Origin of the sequence: Glaciecola sp. 2405UD65-10 (genome assembly GCF_048820975.1) — a bacterium.
GTDB lineage: Bacteria > Pseudomonadota > Gammaproteobacteria > Enterobacterales > Alteromonadaceae > Glaciecola.
In genome coordinates, this window is the sequence record NZ_JBMEUF010000001.1 from 1,880,800 (window position 1) to 1,907,229 (window position 26,430).

The following is a 26,430-nucleotide window of genomic DNA, read 5'->3' on the forward strand; positions in this document are numbered from 1 at the left end:
GCAGTTTTATATTGACTGAGTGAGCTGTAATTTACACAAATCTACTAGGGCAGTAATTGTTTGATTGCCATCAAGGACTGTTAAGCTTTCGCTAGCTTTTGGCTGCTCTAAGCTTGATAACTGGCTCTTTAACAAAGTAGCAGGGAAAAAGTGGGAAGCGCGTTGGGTTAAACGCGCTTCCAAGACATCACAAGGAAGGTCTAGTAGAAATGATTCGCAGTTTTTACAAGCCGCAGTTAGCTGTATTCTATGCGCGGACTTTAAACCAGAAACAGCCAATACAACCGACTTTCGTTTTGCGCTATATTGCGAAAGCATTTCGCATAGCGACAGTACCCAAGGTTCACGCTCTTTATCTGTTAAGGGTGTTCCTGCTGCCATCATGGCTTTGGACTCGGGCGAATGGAAGTCATCTGCGTCTATGAAGTCGCACGCAAGGGCTTGTGCAAGCGCTTTACCCACGCTAGTTTTTCCACTGCCGCTCACCCCCATAATGAGAATTTGTTGCGCTTTTGTGTTCATGAAAATAGAACCTCAATAGTTTGCGTGACTTCAGGCAATGGCATTGTGTTATCCCCTCTTTTGCCATCAAGGCGCCAGTGCAAGGTTTCGCCCGCCTTTCGAATATAATGAAGTGTGTATTCATGCCCTCTGAAATTGCGCGTAACGTGAAGTTCATGCCAAGTACTTGGCAGTTGCGGATTAACATAAAGGCCCTCTTCTGCGCCGCGTAAACCAAGCAAACCATCTACCACGCAATGATAAAACCAAGCGACGGTTCCGGTGTTAAATAAATGGCTTGAACGCCCGGCCATGCTTGGATATTGATAATACGCGCCGCGATAATAGTTAGGTAAATAAACCGGTAATTGGCCACGAAGCGTTATATCAGAATCCCGTGGCAGCATCTTATAAAGCACATCAAATGCTAAATCAGCTTCACCCTGCTCAAGCAAACCGGCCGCATAAAACGCCGCCGCATGATTATATACCGAGCCGTTTTCAGCCACACCCGGGGACTTCTGCGTAATGCGGCCTATATCGGTATGCATATGCGTATATGCTGGCGCAAGCATCATTGGTCCGAAGGGAGTATTTAATTGTGTATCAACGGCTTTATTGAGTTCGTGAACTCGCTCAACAGAAGGTGATAAGGCCAGCATTGCCCAAGCTTGTGGATTTAAATAAATACTGCCTTCGTTATCGTCACGGGTGCCAAAGCGCCTTCCATTATCAGTAATCCCTCGCGCATACCAATTGTCGGCCCAAAAGTACTTTTCTATTGCAAGATTTAATGCCTTCGCCTGTGCATTCCATTTCGCTTCATCATTGTACTCCCCTAGCTTATGACACAAATTCGCCCAGCTTGTAAAAGCTCGGCTAGTAGCCATACTCAACCATGCAGATACGCCTTTACCATCTTTGCCTACCATATTCATAGGGTCACACCAATCACCCTCTTTAATTAAGCTTAAGCCTCGTTCGTCAAGGTTTTCAACTAGGTTGTGCATGGCTCTATTAATATGTTCGTATACACTGGCTGTTTCCTTTGCATCACAAAAACCGGCGGTGGTATCAAAAAGTGCAGTGTCATGTGTTTCGTTTATATATACTTCTAAAAACCATAGTAGCCACACGTTATGATCAGAATGCGGAACTTGATTTATGTACTTTAAAGTGGCCTTTTCGTGAAGCAATACGCCGTCAGGCATAGCGCCGCTAAGGTGTTGCTGGGAAATAGCCTTTAAAAAGTTCTGCTTTGCCGCGCCAGCATCTAAGTAAATTAAGCCCATGCTGTCTTGCAAAAAGTTACGGGTTTGGGGATCAGTAGTTAGGCGGTTCATTTGCCCATGATAAGCAAGTTGCCTGGGAAGCCAATTGTTCACCATATCATTAAATTCGGAATTTGGGCTTTGCAAAGTCACCGCCCGCAAGGTATTACTGGCAGGTGTTTTAGCACTTGCTTCAAAATCAATTAAAGGGCCAATATCTTCAACTTTATTTACTGCGCCAAACCGCCAGTTCAATGTTCGTGTTTCACCCGGTGGGCAATGCAAAGAATACTGAAATACACCCACAGGCACTTCGTAATTTGCGTCTTCTTCGCCAAGTTTGCCGTTTAGTAATCCTTGCGGCGCACACAAATGCCCTTCTCCAAGAAACTTTTTGTAGTTACAGGTAAAGCCATCAGGCGCTGTTTTACTAGCAAAAAAGGTAATGTCTTTCAGGCTACTAATATATGGGTAGTCTTGTGTTTTTTGATACGGCGTAACTGATTTAGCCACAATGCATTGTAAAGATGCATCATAACTTGCAGACTGATTCATCCACGACAAATAGCCAATTGAAAACATAGGATAAATCACAGGGTTTAGGGGCTTGTTACTCGTATTAGTCACACTAAGCGACCAGTGTTCAACCACCCCTTCTGCCAAACTAAGCGTAATAACAAACTGCAAACCATGCTGCTCAATATGCCATCTCAGTTCATCTTTAGCATGCACAAAAACAAAGTTTTCAAGTGGCGCTTTAACTGGCTCATATGGCATTGAAAACAAGGGTTTATCATCTAGTTTTACATAAAAAAAGCGCCCCGGATGATCAGTGTAATAATGATGCTCAGGTTGCATAAACGTGGTTGATTCAAGCGCGGGGCCTTTACTGTATTTAGCTGGCTCAGGTTGCATATGTTGGGCACTGGCGTATCCACGGCAATTCATTTGAATCATCATGTCTTTGTTCCACAAAAAACCGCAGGCATTGGGAAGCGCCGTTGGGCTATGCAAAGCCACTTCATGATTTGCACTGTTAATACTGTAAATGGGGTTGTTAGAGGTCATGGTTAGCATCCGACTGGCGCGCACTTAAATCTGATTGAATAAGGGCAAGTTGTGACTCTGATAAAGAATAAAAGCGAATACAAAGCGCGGCAATAAGCGCAAATACAGCAGGAATTAAGGTCATTAACCATACAATACCTTGCTGTGAATCAGGTGATTGCTGCATGTTTGGTACATAACCCATACCACTTAACATGTAGCCTATAATTGCGCCAGCAAGCGCGCCGCCAAGTTTCTGAGAAAATGCAGCGGCAGAAAATATCATTGCAGTTGATCGGCGGTGAGTACGCCATTCAGAATAGTCAGCGGTGTCAGCGTACATTGAAAACACTAAAGGGGATTTAGGCCCCAAGCAAAAGCCAATTAAACCTTGAATAACAAAATGCATAGTAAGCATATCTTTAGTTACGAAATACTGCATACCGGCAAGTACAGCAACCGCGAGCATTAATACAATTAAGAGCTTACGTTTATCAAGCCATTTTGTTAGTAAAGGCGTGCTAGCTGCACCAATGGTGAGTGCCACCATGTATAAGGTCATGTAACTACTAATTAAATCTTCACGCTCTAAAAAATACTTTAAGTAAAAGGTGCCCGAGCTTGCGCGTATAGAAATGGTTAACATAATAATTAGCGCTAATGAAAACAGCACCAACCAAGGTTTATTCGCCAATAAGTCTTTTACATCAACCATAGGTGTATGGTGTTGCGGGCTCGCTGCTTGCACACGTTCTTTGCACATAAAAAAGCAAATACTATATAGCACCATGGCAATTGTGCCGTATACCGCTAGCGTTAGCTGCCAACCTAAAGCTTCATCACCTTGCCCCAAGTAAGCCACTAATGACGGCGTAAAATAAGCAACAATAGTTCCGCCAGTGAATGCGCCAATAAAGCGAAAGCTACTTAGCGCCGTTCTTTGTTGGCTATCACCAGTCATTATTCCCATCATTGCTCCGTAAGGGACATTAATGAAGGTATACGCAAGCATCATCGCAATATATGTTAAATAGGCCCAAATGACCTTACCTGGCTCAGATAAATCAGGCACCGTAAAAGTTAAAATACCAGCGGCTAAAAGAGGTATTCCTCCCCACAGCAAATAAGGCCTGAATTTACCCCAGCGAGTATTTGTTCTATCAGCAAGCGCTCCCATTATTGGGTCTGAAAATGCATCTATTAAGCGCGCGCTTAGCATCATGGTACCAACGGTAGCGGCTGGAATACCAAATACGTCGGTATAAAAAATAAAAAGAAAAACATCGAATAAGCGCCAGTACAAGTTACTCGCGGTATCGCCTAATGCGTAAGCCACTTTTTCAGCAAAAGGTAACTTGTGTTTAAAATTGTTAGATGAAGCCGTCATTAAAAACCCTAATTGGAAGCGCTTCCATTTAAGTTACACAAAGGTTAAGGATTAATCAACAACTTGTTCACATTTTAGCAGATTAGATGTAAGCTAGCCGCAATATGGCTATCATTTTTCGACTTTGAACTTATAAACTGCTCATACTATGAATAAAAAATTAAACCATGGAAGCGATTCCAAAGCGGCGACTATTTATCAGGTTGCAAAGCTAGCTGGGTGCGCAGTGTCAACAGTTTCACGAGTAGTGAACAAGCACCAAAACGTGTCTTCTAAAACTAAAGAAAAAGTACATTCGGCCATGGCACAGCTCAATTACCGTCCTAACACGGTGGCGAGTTCCTTAGCATCTCAGCGTTCAAACTGCGTAGGTGTATTGGTAAGCGAGTTGGCCAGTGAGTTTTTTGGGACATTTACAGGTGCGGTAGAATCGGTGTTAAGAGAGCACAATAAGCATATCATTGTAACGGCCGGCCATGGTGATGCAGCTTCAGAAAAAGAGGGAATTAATTTTCTTATAGACCGCAATTGCGACGCCTTAATACTTCACGTAGAAGCGCTTAGCGATGAGTACTTAAATGAATTATGCCAAGGCGATATTCCCATTGTTATTGTAAATAGAGAGCTATCTGATTTTCCTAACAATTGTATTGGTATTGATAACGAATTAGGTGGCTTTAAAGCCACAAGCAAAGCAATTGAGTTTGGTCATTGTGATATTGCTTATATAAGCGGCCCCTTAAAAAAGCATGATGCACACGCTCGCTGGGATGGCCACCTGCGCGCCCTAGCGCAAGCCAGCATTGCATATGATCCTGCGCTATTTATAGAGGCTGAATTTTCGCAAGAAAGTGGCGCTAAAGCGCTACTTGAGTTGCTTGCTCAAAACAAACCCTTTAGCTGTGTGGTATGCGGAAACGATGAAATTGCGTGCGGGGTTATGTCAGCGGCGCGAGATGCCAAAATGCACTTACCAAATGCGCTTTCGATTGTAGGCTTTGACAATTCAAATGTTGCCTCATACACCTATCCTAAACTATCAAGCGTTGACTACCCCATTGCTCAAATAGGTAAAGCTGCAGGCTTGTTGGTACTAAAACATGTTTATGTAATTGAGGCCGCAACAGCTGCAGTGCCCTTTAGCCCTACTTTTATCAATAGGGCTTCATTGCAAAGCAAGCTCTAATTCTTTTTAGTGTAAGCCGCTATAATAACGATACGTTGGCCGTTTACTCGCCCTTCTATATGCAAAGGATTTTCCGACAATCCAATGTTGCGAACAGGCGTGCCGCGTTTTGCAGTAAAACCCGCTCCCTTAACATCTAAGTCTTTAATAATCGTGACTGCATCACCTGCTTGTAGCGCAACACCGTTTACGTCAAGCGTAGGTTCACGCTCAGCCGCTATGCCGGCTTGCGCCCATTGCAATAGTTCATCATCTAAGTACAACATATCTAAGGCATCTTGTGCCCAAGGCTCACTATTACACTTATTTAGTAATCTATAACTTAGTACCTGCACGGCCGGTGTGGTTGACCACATACTTGTGCTTAAGCAGCGAAAATGCTGAACATCGCATGTTGCGCCAGCATCTATATTGCTTTGACAAGTATCACAAATAAAAACATGGCAGTTTGGGCTGGTGTCGGGAGATTCAGGTAACAAGTAGGCTTTTAAGGGCGCACTCGCCTGACAAATTTCACATTGATTGTTGCTTCGCTGTTCAAGAGTAGATTGCATAATAAATAGTAACCAGAAAAAAATTGTGGGTATATTATCATGCTTGTGGTTGCGCGCGATAGTTGCAAAGCAAATCTTGTTGCCTGCTCATACAAACCTTTTATATTCCGCGGGCCTTATTTAGACGCTACCAGTAGCTTTAGGCGCTTTTGATATGCGTAATGGTGGCCGGTGCATAGCCAAAATATTCGGGTATGGATTTATTTTGCATTGCACACATTATCTTTATAAGTGCGTAATGATGAATGGCATGACTGCTTACAAACACCAGTTCTCTTTCAAGGGTAGACTTACAGGTAGTTGAGTGTTCGCAGCTTACATCAATTTCGCTAGTAACCGCCAAGGGCTTTGCTAAGTCAACAGCGGGAATATTTTCTAGCCACCGTTTAATATCACTCAGGCGACTAAGAGCTAAATCAGGAAGTTGCTCTATATCGGCGTAACGCTGCCTTATGTTGTAATCAATGTGGGCATTTGTGCAACCGTTAATGAGTGCAGAAAAATGGTCTATAACATGGCGGATATGCGCGCCAATACTGCTAGGAAAGTGCGGTGGCAATTTCTTCTGATACGCGCTAGCACTTATATCTTCAAGCAATTCGATTGCTTGATCTACTATGGCTGAATAACTGTTAGACATATCTTTCCTTTTTATTTTGAAACAAGCCCATTGTTTTAAAACAAGAGTGATAAGCCTATCAATAACTCTTACCGCAACAACAACTTCTATATTGAGTATAAAGATAGACCACAAGTATCACAATTTTATTTCAAAATTCTAAAAAAACCATGTTTTTGCCCTGTTGCGCATTAAAGATGAAAATAAACGTCATACTTAATCAACAAACAAGCTTGAATTTGTACAATAAAATTTAACGCATACGTATTCACTCGGGCAAAACTGATATACTTTGCTAACATTCAGTTAACTTAAAAAAGACGCATATTTATGACATTACCTATACATCAATATTTCCCCGATGCCGGCCAATTAATATTGGGCACTATGCACCTTGGTGGAGGCTGGAATAGTAATCCGGTGTCTGGTCAGGATATCGACCAAGCCTTCGATTTAGTGAGTCGTGCAATAGAAAGTGGTATCAATGTAATTGATATGGCTGATATTTACACCTTTGGAAAATCAGAACAAACCATTGGCGAATTGTTTAAGCGTGAACGCTCTTTGCGTCATCACCTCATATTACAATCTAAAGTGGGTATTAAACTTACCCCTACATTTGACGTTAAGCAATACGACTTATCAGGTGACTGGATAAGCTCATCGGTCAATGCCAGCATAAAACGTTTGCACGATAACAATCTAGATATCTTATTTTTGCATCGCCCCGACCCTTTAATGCAACTTGACGATACCGCTAATGCCCTTCTTAAACTGCATGAGCAAGGTAAGTTTGAATACTTAGCTGTTTCAAATATGCATGCAGGCCAAATTGCTTGGCTACAAAGCGCCTTAAACATTCCTATTATTGCGAATCAGCTTGAGATGAGCTTAGCCTCAAGTGACTTTGTGGAAGATGGTATTACCACTAATATGGCGCAAAATGCACAAAACGGTTTCCCTAGAGGAACCCTAGAATATTGCCACCAAGCAGGCGTTCAATTACAAGCTTGGGGTGCAATGGCGCAAGGATTGTATTCAAGTGAAGGCGAGCATGACGATAAAAATGTAATGGCCACACGTGCCTTAGTAGCAAAATATGCAGAGGAGTTTGGCGTAGATGCAAATGCCATAGTGCTTGCTTGGCTTATGCAGCACCCTAGCAATATACAGCCGGTACTAGGAACAACAAACCCTGAGCGTTTAGCCCTTGCCACGAAAGCACTTGATGTAAAATTAACGCGCGAACAATGGTATTTACTATTTGAAACTCGCCGTGGAATCGAAGTGCCATAGGCACTTCTTAACAGCATTGGAAAGCCCCAAATGAATATAAGAAAAATCTCTTCACCCTTAGTAGTCGCCACAGGCTTAGGCTTGTTATTAAGCGCTTGTAGTGCCGACTTACCTTCTCAGGAAGCCTCTGCAGTGGCTGCAACAAGCGTTTCTCCAGCACAAATGGACGCGCTTGGTGCTCCTTCTTTTAGAAGGAATATACAAGATGAAGTGTTTTACTTTGTAATGCCTGACCGTTTTCACAACGCAATAACAGAAAACGATAACGGTGATCCACGTCGGCCTATTTCATTTGGGGGCTTAAACACACAATCTAAATGGGCGTTTCATGGAGGCGATATTGCCGGTGTAGAAGCCAAGCTTGATTACATTCAAGGCTTGGGCATTAGCTCTATTTGGATGACGCCAATATTACGTAATAAAGCCATTCAAAATGACGGTTTTGCTCACCACGGATACTGGGTAGTTGATTTTACTGAAATTGACCCACATTTTGGCAGCAATCAAGATTTAAAAGATTTAATTGATGCTGCACATAAACGTGGCATTAAAGTGTTCTTTGATATTATTACTAACCACACCGCTGATGTTATTAAATATAAAGAATGCCATGGCGAAAACGGTGACTATTTAGCGGCCGATCAAAAAGGGTGTAAGTTTATTAGTTCAAATGAACTTGCCGCGGGCAAATCTTATACGCCATTTTTGTTAGAAAACGAAAAATCTGTAAAATTCCCCGAATGGTTAAATGACACCAAATATTACAACAACCAAGGCGATTCTTTCTGGCAAGGCGAAAGTGCTATTAAGGGCGATTTTAGTGGCCTTGATGATATAGACACCAGTAATCCAGAAGTAATAGCGGGCCTTACCGAAGTATTCGAAAATTTAATTAGCGACTTTAAACCTGATGGCTTTCGTATAGACACCGTTAAACACGTTGATATAGCGTTTTGGCAAAGCTTCGGGCCTGCAGTTATTGAGCACGCGCAGTCAATTGGTATCCCTGATTTCTTTATATTCGGTGAGGTATATGATGGCAACCCAGCGGGTTTAAGTAAGTTTACTACCGAGGGGAAATTACCTTCAGTACTTGATTTTGGTTTCGCCTTTAACACTCGTGAAGTACTGTTAAAGAACAAACCTATTTCGCAACTAGCACAGTTATTTGATAATGATGATTACTATCGTGACCATGACTCAACGCCAAACGAGCTACTTAACTTTTTAGGCAATCATGATATGGGGAGAATTGGTCATTTTATTGAACAAGACCTACCTAATGCCTCAGAAGCTAACAAGCTACGATTATCACAACTTGCTCACGCCTTTATGTTTTTCTCACGCGGCATTCCTGTTGTTTACTACGGTGACGAACAAGGATTTACGGGTGACGGTGGTGACGTAGATGCGCGTGAAGATATGGACCCTTCGCTGGTTGATGTATATAACGACAACAACTTAATAGGTACGCAAAGCACCACCGCAGCGAACAACTTTGATATTAACCACCCTTTATATCAAACATTACAAGACCTCACTAAAATAAGAAATTCGAATGTAGCGCTTCGCCGCGGCGAGCACATTAATAGAATTATTGATAACGAAAAACGGATTTACGGATTCAGCCGTATTATACAAAACGATACCAACAAAAAAGATTTCTTAACGGTATTTAACTTTAGCAATGAAGAGCAAAGTGTGGTGCTTAATAGCCAAGGTTTGCAGTATAAAAATGTTGACTCAGGGGCTAGGTCATTGGCCTCTATTGCGCATAATATTTACCAACACAAAGCAATGGTAAGACCAAATCAACTTGTTATTACACTGCCTCCGTTAAGCTACACCATGCTTGAATCTAGTAATAGAGTAACGCCCAGTGAAATACTCGATATAAAAATGAGCCGCTCCTATACTGATAATAACCGAGTTATGCTGCCTTTTGAGCTAAGTTTTGCTAATAATAAGCAACTCAATATTGCCCGCATTGATATTTATGATGAATCTAATTTAGCCGCAAATGAAGAGTCTAAGCACCTTAGTTTTGATACGACCTTTCCTTACAGAGCGGTGTTAAATCAGCAGCAAGCCAGCAGTATAAGTAAACTTAAAGTCGTTGCTAGCAATTTAAATGGTCAAACCCTAGTTAAGCATTTCACACTTAAAGAATAAGGCATGCTATCGCAAAGCTTGTAGTAGTTGTAGTAAGGTAAGTTTGATTCTTTACTACAACTATAAGAAAACAAGTGAATACATTTCAATTTGACACAAGCAAACGTATTGTTAATGAAGTAGGCGGATTGCGCCATTGTCCTAATTTATGCAAAGAGCTTGGCGTTAAACACGTCATTATTGTTAGCGATAAAGGCTTACGCCAATTAGGCATGGTAGATGAGCTTGCGCACTGCTTACAAAATGCAGGTGTAAGTGCCACCGTGTTTGATAAAACCGTAGCTGACCCTCCTGATTCAATTGTACTAGAGGCTAGTGCCGCTGCAATTGAAAGTGGTGCAGACGGTGTAATTGGCATTGGCGGTGGCAGTTCAATGGATTGCGCTAAGTTAGTATCAGTACTAGTAAAGCAACAACAAAGCCTTTCTCAAATGTTTGGCCTAAACCAAATAACGGGCACCCGTGCTCCTCTAATACTTATTCCTACCACGGCGGGAACGGGCTCAGAAGTAACACCCATTTCAATTGTTACCACCGGCGAAACAACGAAAGCAGGGATAGTGAGTCATCATTTGTTACCTGATGTTGCCTTACTAGATGCAAGTTTAACGCTAGATTTACCGGCCCACATCACTGCCGCTACCGGTATTGATGCAATGGTTCACGCCATTGAGGCCTATACCAGTAAAATAAAGAAAAACCCTTATTCTGACATGCTCGCAAAGCAAGCTTTGCTCTTGTTGTCATCGAATATTGAAAAAGCGGTTACCACTGGAAAAGATCTGCCCGCTAGACAACAAATGATGTTTGGCGCGTGCCTTGCCGGGCAAGCTTTTGCAAATGCGCCGGTGGGCGGCGTTCATGCCTTGGCATATCCCCTTGGTGGGCATTTTCATATCCCCCATGGTTTAAGTAATGCCTTAGTGCTTCCTCACGTACTGCGTTTTAATGCCAGCCATGCCGCTTCAATGTATGGCGAACTCGCTGCGCAAATAAAGCCAAGTGCAAGTGTAAGTAACCCTTTATCTACAAGTGAAGATCTTGCTCAGTATTTTGAAGAGCTATTAAAAATATGCGGTTTACCTACTAGCCTAAAAGCGCTTCAAATACCCAAGAAAGACCTTACTGTATTAGCCCAAGATGCTATGTTACAAGAAAGGCTATTGGTGAATAATCCCAAACACATGCATTTTGATGATGCCCTAAACATATATGAACAAGCTTATTAAGGACAAAAATGGCAAAACCAAGCGTACCAAAAAGGCAAGACTATTCTATTTTTTACCAAGTAGAAACGCGCTGGATGGATAATGACGTATATGGGCATATTAATAACGTAGTCTATTACAGCTATTTTGATTCCATCACCAATCGATTTTTAATAGAACACGAAGCTTTAGATATACACAATGGTGAACAAGTTGGCTTAATGGTGCATTCACAATGTTTTTACCATGAGCCTGCCGCATTTCCAGATATCTTACAAGGTGGTTTTCGAGTTAAGCGAATTGGCAATTCGTCAGTTGAATATGAGCTTGCTTTGTTTAAACAAGGAAAAGATGAAGCCTGTACTCACGGCACTATGACCCACGTGTTTGTGAATAAGCAAACACAAACACCAGTGAGTATTGAGGGAACATTAAAAGCGGTGTTAAGCTCGGCTTTGTGCAGTTGATAAACACTGAAAACCCAGCCAGCCTGCAACCGCGCTTGCACTGGTTAGGCAAATACCCCAAGCCCAATCTATAAACAGTATGGTTAAGGTGAAACCTTCTAAAATACTGTAAGCCGTTAAATTATATGCGCCATAGCTGGCTAATCCTAGTAAGGCGCCGTCAATAGCCGCGTAATACCAAGGTTTGCTTCTATTAGGAATAACTGCCAGCACAAAGGTAACGAATCCATACATTACATAAAACACTAACCACGGCCATGTAATAAATTGCTCGCGCAACATCCCTTGCATTTCGCTTTTATACCAAGGCTCTGCTAGGTACCCTAGCCAAAATGCGTCCAACACACCAAAAGCAATGAATATGAACAACAACGACAGCCCAATATTGGGTAGCATTTGTTTAAGTTTACTTAGCATATGTATGTCCTTATAAGCTGCGAAATGCAATATTTACGCTTGAAAAAACTCTCTGCGTAAATCACGGTCAGTATTAAACGCGCCACCTAAGGATGAGGTTTTTGTAAAAGAGTTGGTGTCACGTATACCGCGCGCTTTAACGCAATAATGCGTGGCATTAATGCTAACAGCAACATCTTTAGTTCCGGTAAGCGCCTGCAATGCCACCATAATTTGCTGAGTAAGTCGTTCTTGTACCTGAGGGCGCTGCGCAAAAAATGCGACTAAGCGATTTATCTTACTTAAACCAATTACGGTTTGATTGGGAATGTAGGACACCGTTGCAGTACCATCAATCGTCACAAAATGATGCTCACACGTACTGGTTAAGCTTATGTCAGTGACTTGTACTGGCTGGTCAATACTCATTTTGTTTTCAATTTGCGTGATTTTCGGGAACGATTGGTAATCTAGCCCAGAAAATATTTCATTCACGTACATTTTTGCAATACGTTTAGGCGTATCTTGCAAGCTATCGTCGTTAAGATCTAAACCTAAAGCTTGCATTACGTCGGTCATGCTACTTTCAATTTTCGCGCGTTTTTCTTCTGCACTTAAACCGTTTTCAACCATAGGCGTTTCAAGGCCTGCGGTAACCAATGCATCACGCACTAAAATAGCTTGAGGTGTTAACGCAGATGCTTGATTAACCTCGTGTATCACCACATTTTCGTTTGCTAACATTACTTATCCAATTAATTATTTAATCATGTATACGCATAAATCGTTTGCTGGTTTACAATTGCAGTACAAAACGTAAATGAATGGGATCTTAGTATGTTCATTTTGCGTAACTATATATTTGTTTCAACAGGAAAAACGACCTTTTATGACAGCTCCCATATTGATAACCGGCGGCGCTCAGCGCCTTGGTTTAGCCATAGCTGAAAACCTGCTTTCCCAACATCATTCAGTGATTATAACATACCGTAGCCAAAAACCGTCTATTGATGACTTAGTAAAACTAGGCGCTACCGCTATTCATGCTGACTTTGCAACAAATGAGGGCGTGGTGGCCTTTATTCAAGCTTTGCAGGCTCAAACCTCATCGCTTCGCGGCATTATTCACAATGCCAGTGATTGGGAAAGCGAAAGTGCAGAGGCAACTACCGCTGAACATGCACAACTGTTTAATAAAATGATGCAAGTACATGCTAATGCCCCGTATCTTATTAATTTGGCTTGTGAAAAAATGCTTGTGCCTGGGGCCGATATTATTCACATGACTGACTATGTACAAGAAACTGGAAGCAAAAAGCATTTAGCTTATGCAGCAAGCAAAGCGGCGCTTCATAATTTAACCTTGTCATTTGCGAATATGTTAGCACCCCAAGTAAAAGTCAATTCTATTGCGCCTTCATTGTTAATGTTTAATGACGATGACACCGAGCAATATAAGCAAAAAGCCCTAAGTAAGTCATTACTAGAAATTTGCCCAGGGGCGCAAGAAGCCGTCAAAGCCGTTAATTATATTTTATCGAGTGAATATATTACCGGCCAAACCATACATTTAAATGGAGGACGTCATTTAAAATGACAGCCAGAATGAACCGTAAAGGCCTATGTTTAAGTTTGCTTGCCTTAAGTGCGCCTTTTAACGCACTTGCATTGGCACAAAGCAATGAACCACAAACAATACAAAGTGATGAGCTTGAGGTAATTAGTATTACCGCAAACAAACAAGATTTGGCCCTTGACCAAACCCCCGACAGTGTAAGCGTATTAAACGAACAAAGCATAAAAGCCATTGCGCCTGTACATATTGAACAAGTGTTAGCGCAAATTCCGGGTACGTGGATTAGCCGCGGAAATGGTCAAGAGCACTTAACGGCAATTCGTTCACCTGTGCTAACAGGCGCCGGAGGATGCGGCGCATTTTTTATGGGCGTTGATGGAATATCGATTCGCGCGCCGGGTTTTTGTAATGCAAATCAACTCTTTGACGTAAATTATGAGCAAGCGGCTCGCATTGAAGTTCTGCGTTCACCATCAAGTACCTTGTACGGTGCAAACGCGATGCACGGTGTAATAAATATTATTAGCCCGGATGCATTTGATGCTCAAAACAATAGTGTGGCACTTCAATTTGGCGGTGAAGATTTTACTCGCCTAAGTGGCGTATATTCGCAGCAAACTAACAGCAAGGCATTTTTAGTGCAGTCAAATATAAGCCAAGAAAACGGTTATCAAGATAATAGCGGTTACGACCAACAGAAATTAAGCGCCGTGTATCAAACTAGGGGCTTAGTTTGGGACAGCAAAACATTACTTGAAGTCAGTAATTTAAATCAAGAAACCGCGGGCTATATATCAGGTTTTAATTCATATAAAGACGAAGCGCAAAGAAAAATAAACCCTAACCCCGAAGCCTACAGAGACGTAAAGGCTCTGCGGGCTTACAGTGCATTTAGCCGTAATACCTCGTACGGGAAATTAGCGCTTACGCCTTATATTCGCAGCAACAGTATGGCCTTTTTACAGCACTATTTGCCTTGGCAAGCCTTAGAGGAAAATAGCCACAACAGCCTTGGTTTGCAAAGTAGTTTGCGTTTTGAAACATCAAACATACAGTGGTTAGTTGGCGCAGATGCTGATTACACCCAAGGAGAGTTAAAAGAAACACAAGAACAAGGCTTTTCTCCATCTATTCCCCAAGGCGTTCATTATGACTACGAAGTAGACGCCACGCAATTGGCCCTGTACGCGCAAGGCACTTGGACGCATAACAATTGGCAAATACGCTTTGGTGCGCGCGCTGAGCAAAATGTGTATGACTACAACAACCACACCAATAGTACTAGCGCGTGTGATGTTGGCGTTGCCCTTTGTCGCTTTACTCGCCCTAACGATCAGCGCAAAACATTTAATGCCATTTCACCCAACGTAAATGTTAGCTACAATTTCAATGAATACTTACAAGTTTACGCCAAATACAGCCAAGGCTTTAGGGCTCCGCAAGCCAGTGAGTTGTTCAAATTGCAAAACAACCAAACTATTAGCAGCATTAATAATGAAAACATGGACGCTTTAGAAAGTGGGTTTCGTTGGAGTAAGTTAAATACCCAAGTGCATGGCGCGGTTTATACTATGTTAAAAAAAGATGGGATTTATCAAGATACCCAACGGCAAAATGTGAGTGGAGCTAAAACCAAGCACCAAGGTGTTGAGCTAGAAATTAAGCATCAGTTTAATCAGCACTGGGATGTTTCTGGCCATATTAGCTATGCTCGCCATACTTACAATAATAACCCGCAGTTAGTAAATAGTGATATTTTAGGAAATGAAATTGACACCGCACCTAAGTGGATGTCACAACTTAATTTACGTTATAAAGTGGCTACTAATTTACAAGCGCAACTTAGCTACAAATACTTAGGCGAATACTACTTAGACCCACAAAATACCGCCATGTACGACGGCCACCAATTAGTAGATTTACATATAGACTATAAACTTTCGTCACAGGTGAACTTAGGTCTACATGTGCTAAACTTAAGCAACAAAGCATACGCTGAACGAGCTGATTACGCCTTTGGTAGCTACCGATATTTTGTAGGGCAAACTCGCCGCGCATTTATTAATTTACAGTGGATTTTTTAAGATGCATCAATACACATTGCTACCCGAGTGGGCCGAGCAAGAAGCGGTTATATTAGCATGGCCGCATAACAATACAGATTGGCAACATAACTTAAGCCAAGCACGCGCTACTTACATTGCCCTAATTGAGGCTATTAACCAAGCCCACAGTGTGGTGATTTTGTTGTGCCCTGAAAGCGAACAAACTTCGCTTCAAAATAGCTTACCTAGTGGCGCGAAAGTGTTAATTGTAAGCTGTGATTACAATGACACGTGGGTGCGTGACTACGGTTTTTTAACCGTAAACGATGGCAAGGTAAACCATCCTGTGAGTTTTGTGTTTAATGGCTGGGGGCAAAAGTTTAACGCTGAGCTAGATAATAAGGTGAATAAGTCAACATTGGCCAAGCTATGCCAACAGCCTTTAATTGAAAGTGATATTGTGCTTGAAGGCGGTGCCTTGGAAATAGATGAAAACCAGCATTTACTCACCACCGGCTCGTGCTTGTATAACTACAAACGCAATGGTCGCATGAGCGGTGAAGCATATAACGAGTTATTTAGTGATGTGTTGGGCGCAAAAACAATCAGTATATTTAACCATGGGCATTTGGAAGGCGATGATACTGACGGGCATATTGATACCTTAGCGCGTTATACACCGCTTATGGGAATAGTATTGCAAGGAGCCGATAACCGCCCCCTTGACCCACACTTTGCAGAACTTTTTAAACTGCAATACGAAGTAAGCCAAGCCTTGCCGAAGCATAAAATTTATTCCCTTCCCTTACCTCATGTAGTGAATGAAGACGGTGAAAGATTACCGGCATCGTATGCCAACTTTTTAATTCTTAACCGCCATGTATTAATGCCTATATATGGGCATGAAGAAGATGCCGAAGCCATGGCAAAAGTACAATCAGCCTACCCTAACTACACTATTATTCCTGTTGATTGTTTGAGTCTAGTGCAACAAAACGGCAGCTTACATTGCGTAAGTATGCAAGTACCCACAAACACTATAAAGCCCGAAATAGTTGAAAGAGCCCAAGAAGGAGTCAGTATTTTATGAGCCAAAACACCCCCGCCAATAAAACTTTGAAAGTTGGCCTTGTTCAGCAAAGTGTGGCAAATAATAATAAAATGCAGAACTGGGAAAAGTCAGCTCAGCGCGCACGCGAACTGGCCAAAGATGGCTGTGAATGTATTTTGCTGCAAGAGTTACATTCCACCTTATATTTTTGCCAAACCGAAGACGTTACGCAATTTGATTTAGCTGAGCCAATACCGGGGGATGCCACCGCATTTTTTGGTGCATTGGCAAAAGAGCTCAATATAGTATTAGTAACCTCCTTATTTGAAAAACGCGCAACGGGCTTGTATCACAACACTGCAGTGGTGTTTGATCGCAGTGATGACATAGCCGGTATTTACAGAAAAATGCACATACCTGATGACCCAGGCTTTTATGAAAAATTCTATTTTACCCCTGGGGATTTAGGTTTTGAGCCTATTCAAACCAGCGTGGGTAAACTCGGCGTTTTAGTATGCTGGGATCAATGGTATCCCGAAGCCGCTCGCTTGATGGCTATGAAAGGCGCTGAAATATTGTTTTATCCTACCGCCATTGGCTGGGATCCAAACGATGATATTGAAGAACAACAGCGCCAGCAAGGTGCTTGGGAAACAATTCAGCGCTCTCATGCGGTAGCTAACTCAGTACCCGTAATTGTTGCCAATAGAACCGGCTTTGAAGCATCCCCGAATGAAGATGATGCCGGTATCCAATTTTGGGGGCATAGTTTCATTGTAGGCCCGCAGGGTGAAATACTGAGCATGGCGAGTGACAACCAAGAACAAACCTTAAGTGCTGAACTTGATATGACAAGATCTGAGCATATTAAGCGCATATGGCCCTACTTTAGAGACCGCCGCATAGATGACTACGGTGATTTAACCAAACGCTGGCGCGATTAAAAGAAGCCCACTAGGCTAGAGCTGAAATATTTTTTGCTCGTATATCAAATAAGCGTTTACGCTTTTTCCTTTAAATAAAGGCGTAAATGCTTCACTAGTGTCACTTAAACCACCGGTGTACTTGCCAAAAGCAGGCATTATCAGCATGCTTTCACTGTTTAAGAAACACTTACCCCGCATTTTTCTGCGTGCAGCGCTATGGCTTGTTTTAGGATGATAATGCCCAATGATTTGTGCTTGGTTATTTTCTAAACGCGCATAATCGGGCTCGTGAGCCAGTAAAACATCATTTAGCATTATATGCTCAGCACGCTCGCCAGCAATACTTAAGGGGATGTCAGGGTCATGGTTGCCAAGCACCCAAGTAAATTTTGTGCATGAATTTACGAGCTCATTAAGCGAGTCTAAATCTTGGCTTTGCATTCTGCTAGCGGCATTTGCGTCGTGTAGGCTATCGCCTAAGCACACTACGTGCTCACATTCATAGTTGGCCATGGTAGTGGCCATACGGCTAATAGTATCAGCGCTATCAAAGCGCGGTAATGGATGCGCAAACTGGCTTAAAAAACTGCCTTTTTCTAGATGTAAATCACTAAATATAATCATGTTATGCTGCGGCCAAACAAGGGCGCCGCTGGCATCTAACAGTAATTTATTACCGGCATAGTTTATGGGTATAACTTGGTTTGCCAATAGGCGAGCCTGTAAATTTTCAAACGAAATCAATCAAGCATTTCCTTATCTATATTCGTTTTTAATGGCATAAGTATGGTCAATTTTTATAATGCCTTAAGTATTGCTGCTTGATAACAGCTCGCGAATATCATCAAGCATGTCTTCTGCTTCTTGATACAAGTTAGCTTGCTCTAACAAAGCTTGTGTACCCGCGCCAGTTACCTGTTCACTTCTAACATCCAGTACAATTGGTATTGCCATAGGAGAGGGTTTAGGTAGCGCCTTAAATACAAAACTATCGTGGAATCGAAACAACATATCGCGAGTACGGCTTAAATCAAGTAATTCGCGCTGCGCGTTTTCCCGCGTTACCTTTAATAGAATATGCTCACTATCGTACTGCTTTAATGTATCGTAAATTAAATCAGTTGAAAAAGTCACTTGGCGTAAGTTTTTCTTGCTGCTGTGATACTGCTGCTCAATTAAGCCACTCACTACCGCCACTTGCCTAAAACTGCGTTTTAGCATACTCGCTTCTAGCATCCAGTCTTCAAGTTCATCACCTAGTATATCAGGGTTAAATAAGGCTGGAATATTACTCTTTTCAATTGCCTGCACCGAGTTAATAGACAAGCCATAGTCAGTAATAGAAAAGCTCAAGGGCTTTAAACCCAATTTTTCCATGCGCCGAGTAATCAACATGCCTAATGTTTGATTCGCTTTTCTACCCTCAAAGGTATAAAGCAAAGTAGTTTGCGTGCCTCTAAACGGAAAGTGCTCTATTAAAATGCTTTGCTCAGCAGGCAACTCGCTAAACTCACTTTGCAAATTTAGCCATTCACGCACCAACTTTGGTAACGCTTTCCAATTATCGGGCTGGTTAATTAACGCTCGTACTGCATCGGCTAAGTAGGTTGATAAGGGCATTTGCCCGCCCACATAGCTGGGCACTTTAGGATTTTTGGCTTTACCGGGGCGTGCTTCAAGCATCATGTCACGAATGCCCTCAAACACAAGCACTTCACCCGCGAAATAAAAACTGTCTCCTTTTACCAGTTGTTGGGCAAAATACTCTTCTACCTCACCCACCACTTTACCTTGGTGCGCCCGGCGTAAACGCTTCACTTTTAAACGCCCCGCTTCAACTATAGTGCCTATGTTTTGCCTGTGGCGCATTATTACGCGTTTGTTTGCCGGCTTATATACGCCGTCTTCAAGTTGCAAGCGTTGGTAGCGTTCGTAAGCTTGAAGTGCATAGCCGCCATCTTGCGTAAACGCCCACAGCTGTTTAAAAGTGGTTTCATCTACCCCAGAATAAGGGCTGGCGTTTAGTACCTGTTGGTAAATCTGCTTGGGGGTAGTGCTTTGGCTACATACGCAATTCATAATAAACTGCGGCAATATATCCAATGCACCAGGCATAGGTGCGTCACCTTCTAGCTCGCCTTTTTTAATAGCTTGAATGGCTGATAAACACTCCAGTGCTTCAAAGCGATTGGCTGGCACTAACCATGCTTGCGATGGCGTATCAAGGGTATGGTTGGAGCGCCCAATACGTTGCAATAACCGGCTTACGCCTTTGGGTGCGCCCACTTGTATCACTAAATCCACGTCACCCCAATCTATACCCAATTCTAAAGCTGAGGTGGTAACCACTGCACGTAGTTTTCCTTGTGCCATCATCGCTTCGGTTTTGCTGCGCTGCTCTTTACTCAATGAGCCATGATAAATTGCTATAGGAAGCGTTTGAGTGTTTACTTCCCATAAGCTTTGAAAAATAAGCTCAGCCTGCGCACGCGTATTCACAAATATTAAGCTGGTATTGGCTTTATTTATGGCATCGAATATTTCTTGTTTGGCGTATTTTCCCATATACCCGCCAAAAGGAATGTATTTTTTATTGGTAAGTATTTTAACCCGCGGTTTAATGCGCGACTTAGCTTTAATCACCTCAACTGGCTCACCGCTCACGCCGAGCCACATAGCCAATGACTCAGGATGGGCTACGGTTGCTGATAAACCCACCCGTATAAAGTTGGGATTAAGCCAATGTAAACGAGCTAGCGCTAAAGATAAAAAGTCACCGCGCTTAGTGTTTGCTAAAGCATGGGCTTCATCCACAATCACGCAGCGCAAATTAGCAAAAATTGCCGGTGCATCGGCATACGAAAGCATCAACATTAAAGATTCAGGCGTGGTTAATAATATATGAGGCGGTGATTTTCGCTGCTTTTGGCGCTGATACGATGTGGTATCGCCTGTTCGTACCCCTAGTGTTATTCCTAAGTCCATTTCGGTAATGGGAGCTTCTAAATTCCGGTTAATATCATAAGTAAGGGCTTTTAAAGGCGAAATATAAAGCGTATGAAGGCCAATTTTCTTTTTACTTTTAGGGCTGTGTAATTGCTTATGTAGATCAACCAAACATGGTAAAAATCCTGACAAGGTTTTACCCGCCCCTGTTGGTGCTATCAATAAACTAGACGATTGATTTACAAAAGCGCGCTGCATTTGTTGCTGGTATGGGCGAACTCGCCAGCCTTTATTTGCAAACCAGTCTTTAAATATTTGCGGAAGATGCGCACGTTTTAATGCGGTATTGTTTTGCTCCAAGCTAGGTAAGCCCTTTTTTTGCGATTATGTAATTTCAAAAGCTCTTTTTATTAGAATATTTATACGCAATTTATAGGTTTTAGTTTTATCTTAATCAATTTTTTAGGTATTGCCGTATATATAACCATAATTCATTAACTGACCATAACGTGCACCCCGAAAACTGGATTAAGACTGATAAAAACGGATTGTATTGCCAAGCGCTAAACGCCTATATAGATCCTGTGGAAGGCGTGGAACACGCTATTATTACCCACGCCCATGCTGACCACGCACGGGCTGGACACACACACGTATATGCCACGCAGGCCACGCTTGATATTATGGCCGTTCGCTATGGGGTTGATCATGCCCAGCACTTTCATCCCCTTGCCTACGGCGAAACGCTCAACTTACATAAGGGCCAACTTAGCCTGCACCCTGCAGGCCATATACTGGGTTCGGCGCAAGTCTTAATTGAATATGAGGGCGCGCGTTTAGTACACACAGGCGACTTTAAGCGCCAGGCTGACCCAAGTTGCGAGCCTTTTAAAGCCATTCCCTGCGACGTGTTCGTGACCGAGGCCACTTTCGGATTGCCCGTGTTTCAGCATCCCAATATAAATGACGAAGTAAAAAAACTTATTCATTCCTTAAGTTTGCTTCCCGATTCGTGCCATTTAGTAGGCGTATATGCCTTGGGTAAATGCCAGCGCGTTTTATTGGCGCTGCGTGCATTAGGTTATAACAAGCCCGTTTATATTCACGGGGCTTTGGTGCGCTTGTGCGAGCTGTATAAAAGTTATGGCGTAGCCTTAGGTGAATTAATTGAAGTGTCGACCTTAGATGACCTTAGCGTTTTAAAAGGTGAAATTGTGTTGGCACCGCCCTCGGCGCTTCAAGATAGATGGTCACGCAAACTACCTAATGTGATCACCTCAGTAGCATCGGGCTGGATGCAAATTCGTGCCCGTTCGAAACAGCGCCGCGCTGAACTCCCCCTGATTATTTCAGATCACGCTGATTGGCAAGATTTACTGACCACGCTTGAAGAAGTGAAGCCTAAAGAGGTATGGGTGACCCACGGGCGGGAAGATGCACTTATTCATCAAGCCAAACTTATGGGCTTTAAAGCCAAAGCCTTGCGCCTTGTTGGCTACACTGATGGAGAAGATTAGCCATGCAGCAGTTTGCTGAACTTGTTGACAAACTTTATTTTCTAAACAGCAACAAGGCCAAAGAAGCCTTACTGCTAGATTACTTCGCAAGCGCTTCTGCACTAAATAGAGGCTGGGCCTTAGCCGCAATTGCTGGCGAGCTTTCATTTAAGTTCTTTAAACGAAAACTGATTAAAGACTTAATTACCGAGCGCGTTGACCCTCTGCTCTTTGACTTAAGTTACGACTATGTTGGCGAAATGAGCGAAACCGTAGCGCACTTGTGGTCAACATGTTGTGATACGCCCACTAGTAATAACCCTCACCTTTCACTGCCAAGCTTGAACGAAGTGGTGACTCAATTTACTGAGCTGGGTAAAGATGATGCTAGCGCTTATTTGGTTCAGCTACTTAATATAATGACGCCTACACAGCGCTGGGCACTTTTAAAACTAGGTACTAAAGGGCTTAGAATAGGCGTGTCGGCTCGCTTTATTAAAAAAGTACTAGCCCTTTATGCACAAGCGAATAATCAAGATATAAGTATAGAAGAGATTGAACGAATTTGGCATGGCGTTACCCCGCCATATTTAGATTTATTCGATTACTTAGAAGGCCTTGCGCCGGCACCGGATGTGAGTAACAAACTTACGTTTCAACCTCTTATGCTGGCACACCCTATAGATGAAGCTACCTTAAACACGCTAAATACCAATAACTGGCAGGCTGAATGGAAGTTTGATGGAATAAGAGTGCAACTCCTTAAAAATCAAACCGGCATAGCCTTGTATAGCCGAACCGGTGACGATATTTCAGGGAGCTTTCCTGATTTGTTAGCGGCTTTAAATGACATGAAGATTGAAGGGAGATTTGATGGCGAGCTGCTTGCGCTAAATCCTATAGATTCAGTTGAAAATGGGCAGGCTGATTCTTTTATGAACCGTGTAGCGAGTTTTAATCAACTGCAGCAACGTTTAAACAAGAAGAAACCCAGCAAAAAATTAATGCAAAGCATTCCTGTGGGCATCATTGTTTATGACGTTTTGCATATTGAGAGCCTTGATATGCGAGAGCGTCCATTACATCAAAGAATAGATGCCTTACATGCTTATTTTAAGCAACACCATAGCGATATCAACAACAGCATTGGAGTCTCCCCCTTGGTGCCATTTACCGATGCGGCGTCACTGCAAAATTTAAAGCATCAGGCCAGTAGCGGTGAGTTTGCTTTTGTAGAAGGCCTAATGCTTAAACACAAGCAAGGTGCCTACATATCGGGGCGGCCAAAGAATCAATGGTATAAACTCAAGCGCGACCCATTGCTAATTGATGCAGTTATTATGTATGCCCAGCGTGGGCATGGAAAACGCTCTAGTTTTTATTCTGACTTTACCTTTGGTTGCTGGGAAGGTGAGCAGCTGCTCCCAATTGGTAAAGCTTATTCAGGCTTCACCGATGAAGAACTTAAAAAGCTAGACACTTGGGTTAGACGTAACACCCTAGGTAGATTTGGCCCCGTAAAAGAGGTGAAAAAAGAGCTAGTATTTGAGGTGGCGTTTGACTCGGTGCATCACTCTAACAGGCACAAATCAAAACTTGCCTTAAGATTCCCACGCATACATCGTATTCGCTGGGACAAACCTGCCCTTGAAGCGGATCATGTAGAAACGCTTAAAGGGCTAGTTCGTTAACTTATACTACCAACCGCACTGGCGGTCTGCATTTTGCTCATCAAGCCAAACTTTTAAAGGAGCAAAGTAATCGGCAATAGCTGAGGCATCCATATTAGGAGCGCCTGTTAATACTTCCATCGCTTCTTGCCATGGGCGGCTTTTACCCATTTCAAGCATATTATTCAGCGCAGTTCCCGCTTCTTTACTGCCCACAATAGAACAACGATGAAGCGCCTCTTCACTTCCGGCTATATCACATAAGGCTTTGTGAAACTGAAACTGCAAAATATGGGCTAAAAAATAGCGCGTGTATGAAACATTAGCCGGTACATGGTACTTAGCACCTGGGTCAAAGGCATTTGCATTTCGCTCAATAGGTGCGCCAACGCCTTGATATTGCTCACGTAGCTCCCACCACAACCGATTATATTCTTCGGGGCTAGCCTCACCAGCAAGTACTTTCCAGCGCCATTGATCAACCATTAATCCAAAGGGGACGAAAGCAATTTTATCTAGCGCCACTTTAAGCAACATACCAATATCATTAGACTCATCTGGAATTTCATCTATCAGCCCTACTTGTTTAAGGTAAGTAGGCGTAATAGACAAGGCTATTGTATCGCCAATTGCTTCGTGAAAGCCTGAATTAGCAGAGCCTCTATATAACATAGGCTGGTCTTTATAAGCGCGCTGGTAATAATTATGGCCTAACTCATGGTGAATAACATTGAATTCTTCGCCAGTTTTTTGAATGCACATTTTAATGCGTAAATCATCTTTATCATCTAAGTTCCATGCAGAAGCGTGGCACTGAGCCTCGCGGCCTTCTGGCTTTTGAAACATTGAACGTTCATAAAAAGTATCTGGCAGGGGCGCAAAACCTAAAGATGAAAAGAAGTTTTCAGCTTGCTTTACCATGGCTATTTCGTCATAACCTTGGGCGTTTAATGCGGCGGTTACATCAGGTACATTCATTTTTTGTTTTGGTTTAACTATGTCGTAAATATTCCCCCAACTTTGGGCCCACATATTGCCTAATAAATGCGCGGGAATGGGTTTATCAAGAGGAACAACATCTTCTCCATAATGATCTGACAACTCAGCTCTAACATGGCAATGCAATGCTTCGTAAAACGGTTCTACTTGCCCCCATAGGCGGTCAACTTCTTTGGGAAAGTCGTCAGCTGGCATGTCGTATTTGGCGCGCCAAAGTTCAGAGGTATTTGCATATCCAAGTTCTTGTGCACCTTCGTTGGCAATGCTTACTTGCTCAGCAAACATGCCTTTCATAGGGACTGACACTTCACGCCATGCATTCCAAAACTCAAGCATTACTTGTGGGTCACTGCCGGTAGCCATTTCGTTACTCATATCTACCAATGAAAAACATTCATTTTCATTACGGCAGTACTTGCCCGCGCCATACATACCTGACATTTCAGCACCAATTTCGGCGAGTCGTTCCGCCTTTTTTGGATCAGCTGGCGGAGCTATTTCTAAGCTCGCTTTAAGTAGTTCTAGCTGGCGGCGGGTATCTGAATCTAGTTCAAGATCATTAAATTTAGCGGCCTCAATCGCGTACTTTGCCACCAACACCGAATATTGCTCATTAAAATAAGCATCTACCTGAGCATTGTCATAATTGATATTAGTCGCATAAGCCCACGCTGCATGGGCCGCTGGCTTGCTTAACTTTTCAATATCACGCTCTACTTTGTTTAAAAAGTCTTTTGCGTCTTGCGCGCTAAGCTCTGGCGATTCATGGGCTAGTTGGGCTTGCTCTGTTTGATCTGTGCAAGCGCTAAGGCCTAGGCACGCAATAGCAACGGCCGCTGCTAACAAATTTGTTTTTATTATTTTCATTTGCTTCCTCTGGTGGGGATATTAAAATTTAATGACAAGGCCTTAAACGAACATTAGGCCTTTGCCGATGGTCGGCTACTCACTTTATCGTACCATTTGGCTAAGTTTAAATGGCTTTCATCCATTCGCACGTCAACCACTCGTCCGAAATCAATTGCGCACATAGCCGTTATATCGGCAATACTAAAGCTATTACCTGCCATAAATGGATGTTTGGTAATTTGCCGCTCAAGAACGTTTAAGTATTTTTGCGCGTTAATACCCGATACTTTGCCAAACTCTGGCACTGGCGTCATGCGGTCTTTAAAGTAGCCGGTGGTATGCTGAAAACACATACCAATTTGATTAAACAAGCACATCTCAATTTGGCGCTGCCACATTGCTATTGTGCCTTTTTCAAGAGGTGTACTGCCAAAAAGTGGAGGCTCAGGTTGTAGCGCTTCAAAATAAGTACAAATAGCGTCGCTTTCACCGATACACGAGCCATCATCAAGCTCAAGCACGGGTACTTTACCAATTGGATTTTTAGCTCGCATTTCTTTACTTAAATTCTCTCCCTTGGCTAAATCAACTTGAATGTAGTCCATATCAATCCCTTTTTCAGCTAGGAATATGCGAACGCGTCGGGGAGTGGGTGCAGTTTTAGTGTCGTAAATTTTCATATTTTTATTATCAGTATCGTTGCGCATTAAATGCCGGTGTTTCTACCATACTCTTGTTGGTAGTTAAGATACAAATAACGATTGTTTA

22 protein-coding genes are annotated in these 26,430 nt (G+C 42.7%); 11 read left to right on the top strand and 11 right to left on the bottom strand.

What is annotated here, in order from left to right:
• Positions 1–6 precede the first annotated feature (6 nt).
• From ACOI22_RS08465 to ACOI22_RS08475, 3 genes are read right to left on the bottom strand one after another with little or no spacing between them, the layout of a single operon-like run.
• Positions 7–522, bottom strand: a complete 516-nt coding sequence (locus ACOI22_RS08465) for a gluconokinase (protein ID WP_420671587.1) — start codon at positions 520–522, stop codon at positions 7–9.
• Positions 519–2,840, bottom strand: coding sequence for a GH36-type glycosyl hydrolase domain-containing protein (locus ACOI22_RS08470; protein WP_420671588.1), 2,322 nt, complete (start codon positions 2,838–2,840; stop codon positions 519–521). Before ACOI22_RS08470 ends, ACOI22_RS08465 begins: the two co-directional genes overlap by 4 nt.
• Positions 2,830–4,206, bottom strand: a complete 1,377-nt coding sequence (locus ACOI22_RS08475) for an MFS transporter (protein ID WP_420671589.1) — start codon at positions 4,204–4,206, stop codon at positions 2,830–2,832. The genes ACOI22_RS08470 and ACOI22_RS08475 overlap by 11 nt, the downstream gene beginning before the upstream one ends.
• Before the next feature lie 148 nt (positions 4,207–4,354).
• Between ACOI22_RS08475 and ACOI22_RS08480 the strand changes: the two genes are divergently transcribed.
• On the top strand, positions 4,355–5,392 hold the full coding sequence (locus ACOI22_RS08480; protein WP_420671590.1) for a LacI family DNA-binding transcriptional regulator: 1,038 nt from the start codon (positions 4,355–4,357) through the stop codon (positions 5,390–5,392).
• Here ACOI22_RS08480 and ACOI22_RS08485 read toward each other — a convergent pair.
• Entirely contained in the window at positions 5,389–5,946 is a 558-nt protein-coding gene (locus tag ACOI22_RS08485; protein ID WP_420671591.1) for a PhnA domain-containing protein, read from the bottom strand. The genes ACOI22_RS08480 and ACOI22_RS08485 overlap by 4 nt on opposite strands.
• Before the next feature lie 139 nt (positions 5,947–6,085).
• Positions 6,086–6,586, bottom strand: a complete 501-nt coding sequence (locus tag ACOI22_RS08490) for a DinB family protein (protein ID WP_420671592.1) — start codon at positions 6,584–6,586, stop codon at positions 6,086–6,088.
• 309 nt (positions 6,587–6,895) lie between these two features.
• Between ACOI22_RS08490 and ACOI22_RS08495 the strand changes: the two genes are divergently transcribed.
• The 4 genes from ACOI22_RS08495 to ACOI22_RS08510 all read left to right on the top strand — a co-directional run bounded on the left by ACOI22_RS08495 (position 6,896) and on the right by ACOI22_RS08510 (position 11,708).
• On the top strand, positions 6,896–7,861 hold the full coding sequence (locus tag ACOI22_RS08495; protein WP_420671593.1) for an aldo/keto reductase: 966 nt from the start codon (positions 6,896–6,898) through the stop codon (positions 7,859–7,861).
• A 30-nt stretch (positions 7,862–7,891) separates the two neighbouring features.
• The gene (locus ACOI22_RS08500) at positions 7,892–10,033 is read left to right on the top strand and encodes an alpha-amylase family glycosyl hydrolase (RefSeq protein ID WP_420671594.1); all 2,142 of its coding nucleotides are present in this window, start codon (positions 7,892–7,894) and stop codon (positions 10,031–10,033) included.
• A gap of 74 nt (positions 10,034–10,107) precedes the next feature.
• Complete coding sequence (locus ACOI22_RS08505) at positions 10,108–11,262, top strand: iron-containing alcohol dehydrogenase (protein WP_420671595.1); 1,155 nt, start codon at positions 10,108–10,110, stop codon at positions 11,260–11,262.
• A gap of 8 nt (positions 11,263–11,270) precedes the next feature.
• On the top strand, positions 11,271–11,708 hold the full coding sequence (locus tag ACOI22_RS08510) for an acyl-CoA thioesterase (protein WP_420671596.1): 438 nt from the start codon (positions 11,271–11,273) through the stop codon (positions 11,706–11,708).
• Here ACOI22_RS08510 and ACOI22_RS08515 read toward each other — a convergent pair.
• Both ACOI22_RS08515 and folE read right to left on the bottom strand, forming a co-directional pair.
• Positions 11,685–12,125: a DUF2177 family protein gene (locus tag ACOI22_RS08515; RefSeq protein ID WP_420671597.1), complete on the bottom strand. Its 441-nt coding sequence runs from the start codon at positions 12,123–12,125 to the stop codon at positions 11,685–11,687. The two genes, ACOI22_RS08510 and ACOI22_RS08515, sit on opposite strands and share 24 nt — an antisense overlap.
• A 33-nt stretch (positions 12,126–12,158) precedes the next feature.
• Complete coding sequence (folE, locus tag ACOI22_RS08520) at positions 12,159–12,848, bottom strand: GTP cyclohydrolase I FolE (RefSeq protein ID WP_420671598.1); 690 nt, start codon at positions 12,846–12,848, stop codon at positions 12,159–12,161.
• 145 nt (positions 12,849–12,993) lie between these two features.
• Here folE and folM point away from each other — a divergent pair, with 145 nt between their 5' ends.
• The 4 genes from folM to ACOI22_RS08540 are packed head-to-tail and all read left to right on the top strand — an operon-like array spanning position 12,994 to position 17,720.
• Entirely contained in the window at positions 12,994–13,701 is a 708-nt protein-coding gene (gene folM, locus ACOI22_RS08525) for a dihydromonapterin reductase (protein ID WP_420671599.1), read from the top strand.
• Complete coding sequence (locus tag ACOI22_RS08530; protein ID WP_420671600.1) at positions 13,698–15,764, top strand: TonB-dependent receptor; 2,067 nt, start codon at positions 13,698–13,700, stop codon at positions 15,762–15,764. The genes folM and ACOI22_RS08530 overlap by 4 nt, the downstream gene beginning before the upstream one ends.
• A 1-nt stretch (position 15,765) precedes the next feature.
• Positions 15,766–16,815 (top strand): agmatine deiminase family protein, encoded by a 1,050-nt coding sequence (locus ACOI22_RS08535; RefSeq protein WP_420671601.1) that lies wholly within the window; start codon positions 15,766–15,768, stop codon positions 16,813–16,815.
• On the top strand, positions 16,812–17,720 hold the full coding sequence (locus ACOI22_RS08540; RefSeq protein ID WP_420671602.1) for a carbon-nitrogen hydrolase: 909 nt from the start codon (positions 16,812–16,814) through the stop codon (positions 17,718–17,720). The genes ACOI22_RS08535 and ACOI22_RS08540 overlap by 4 nt, the downstream gene beginning before the upstream one ends.
• A 15-nt stretch (positions 17,721–17,735) precedes the next feature.
• Here ACOI22_RS08540 and pdeM read toward each other — a convergent pair whose 3' ends face one another.
• Entirely contained in the window at positions 17,736–18,446 is a 711-nt protein-coding gene (gene pdeM, locus ACOI22_RS08545) for a ligase-associated DNA damage response endonuclease PdeM (protein ID WP_420671603.1), read from the bottom strand.
• A gap of 63 nt (positions 18,447–18,509) precedes the next feature.
• Positions 18,510–21,008, bottom strand: a complete 2,499-nt coding sequence (locus ACOI22_RS08550) for a ligase-associated DNA damage response DEXH box helicase (protein WP_420671604.1) — start codon at positions 21,006–21,008, stop codon at positions 18,510–18,512.
• Positions 21,009–21,157: 149 nt separating this feature from the next.
• Between ACOI22_RS08550 and ACOI22_RS08555 the strand changes: the two genes are divergently transcribed.
• Together ACOI22_RS08555 and ACOI22_RS08560 are read left to right on the top strand one after the other, a co-directional pair.
• Positions 21,158–22,165 (top strand): ligase-associated DNA damage response exonuclease, encoded by a 1,008-nt coding sequence (locus ACOI22_RS08555; protein ID WP_420671605.1) that lies wholly within the window; start codon positions 21,158–21,160, stop codon positions 22,163–22,165.
• A 2-nt stretch (positions 22,166–22,167) separates the two neighbouring features.
• Positions 22,168–23,835 carry a cisplatin damage response ATP-dependent DNA ligase gene (locus ACOI22_RS08560; protein WP_420671606.1) on the top strand — a complete coding sequence of 556 codons (1,668 nt, stop codon included), beginning with the start codon at positions 22,168–22,170 and terminating at the stop codon, positions 23,833–23,835.
• 6 nt (positions 23,836–23,841) lie between these two features.
• Here the strand turns inward: ACOI22_RS08560 and ACOI22_RS08565 are convergent, their stop codons facing one another.
• Positions 23,842–25,680 (bottom strand): M2 family metallopeptidase, encoded by a 1,839-nt coding sequence (locus ACOI22_RS08565; protein ID WP_420671607.1) that lies wholly within the window; start codon positions 25,678–25,680, stop codon positions 23,842–23,844.
• 53 nt (positions 25,681–25,733) lie between these two features.
• Positions 25,734–26,342 carry a glutathione S-transferase family protein gene (locus ACOI22_RS08570; protein WP_420672346.1) on the bottom strand — a complete coding sequence of 203 codons (609 nt, stop codon included), beginning with the start codon at positions 26,340–26,342 and terminating at the stop codon, positions 25,734–25,736.
• Positions 26,343–26,430 lie beyond the last annotated feature (88 nt).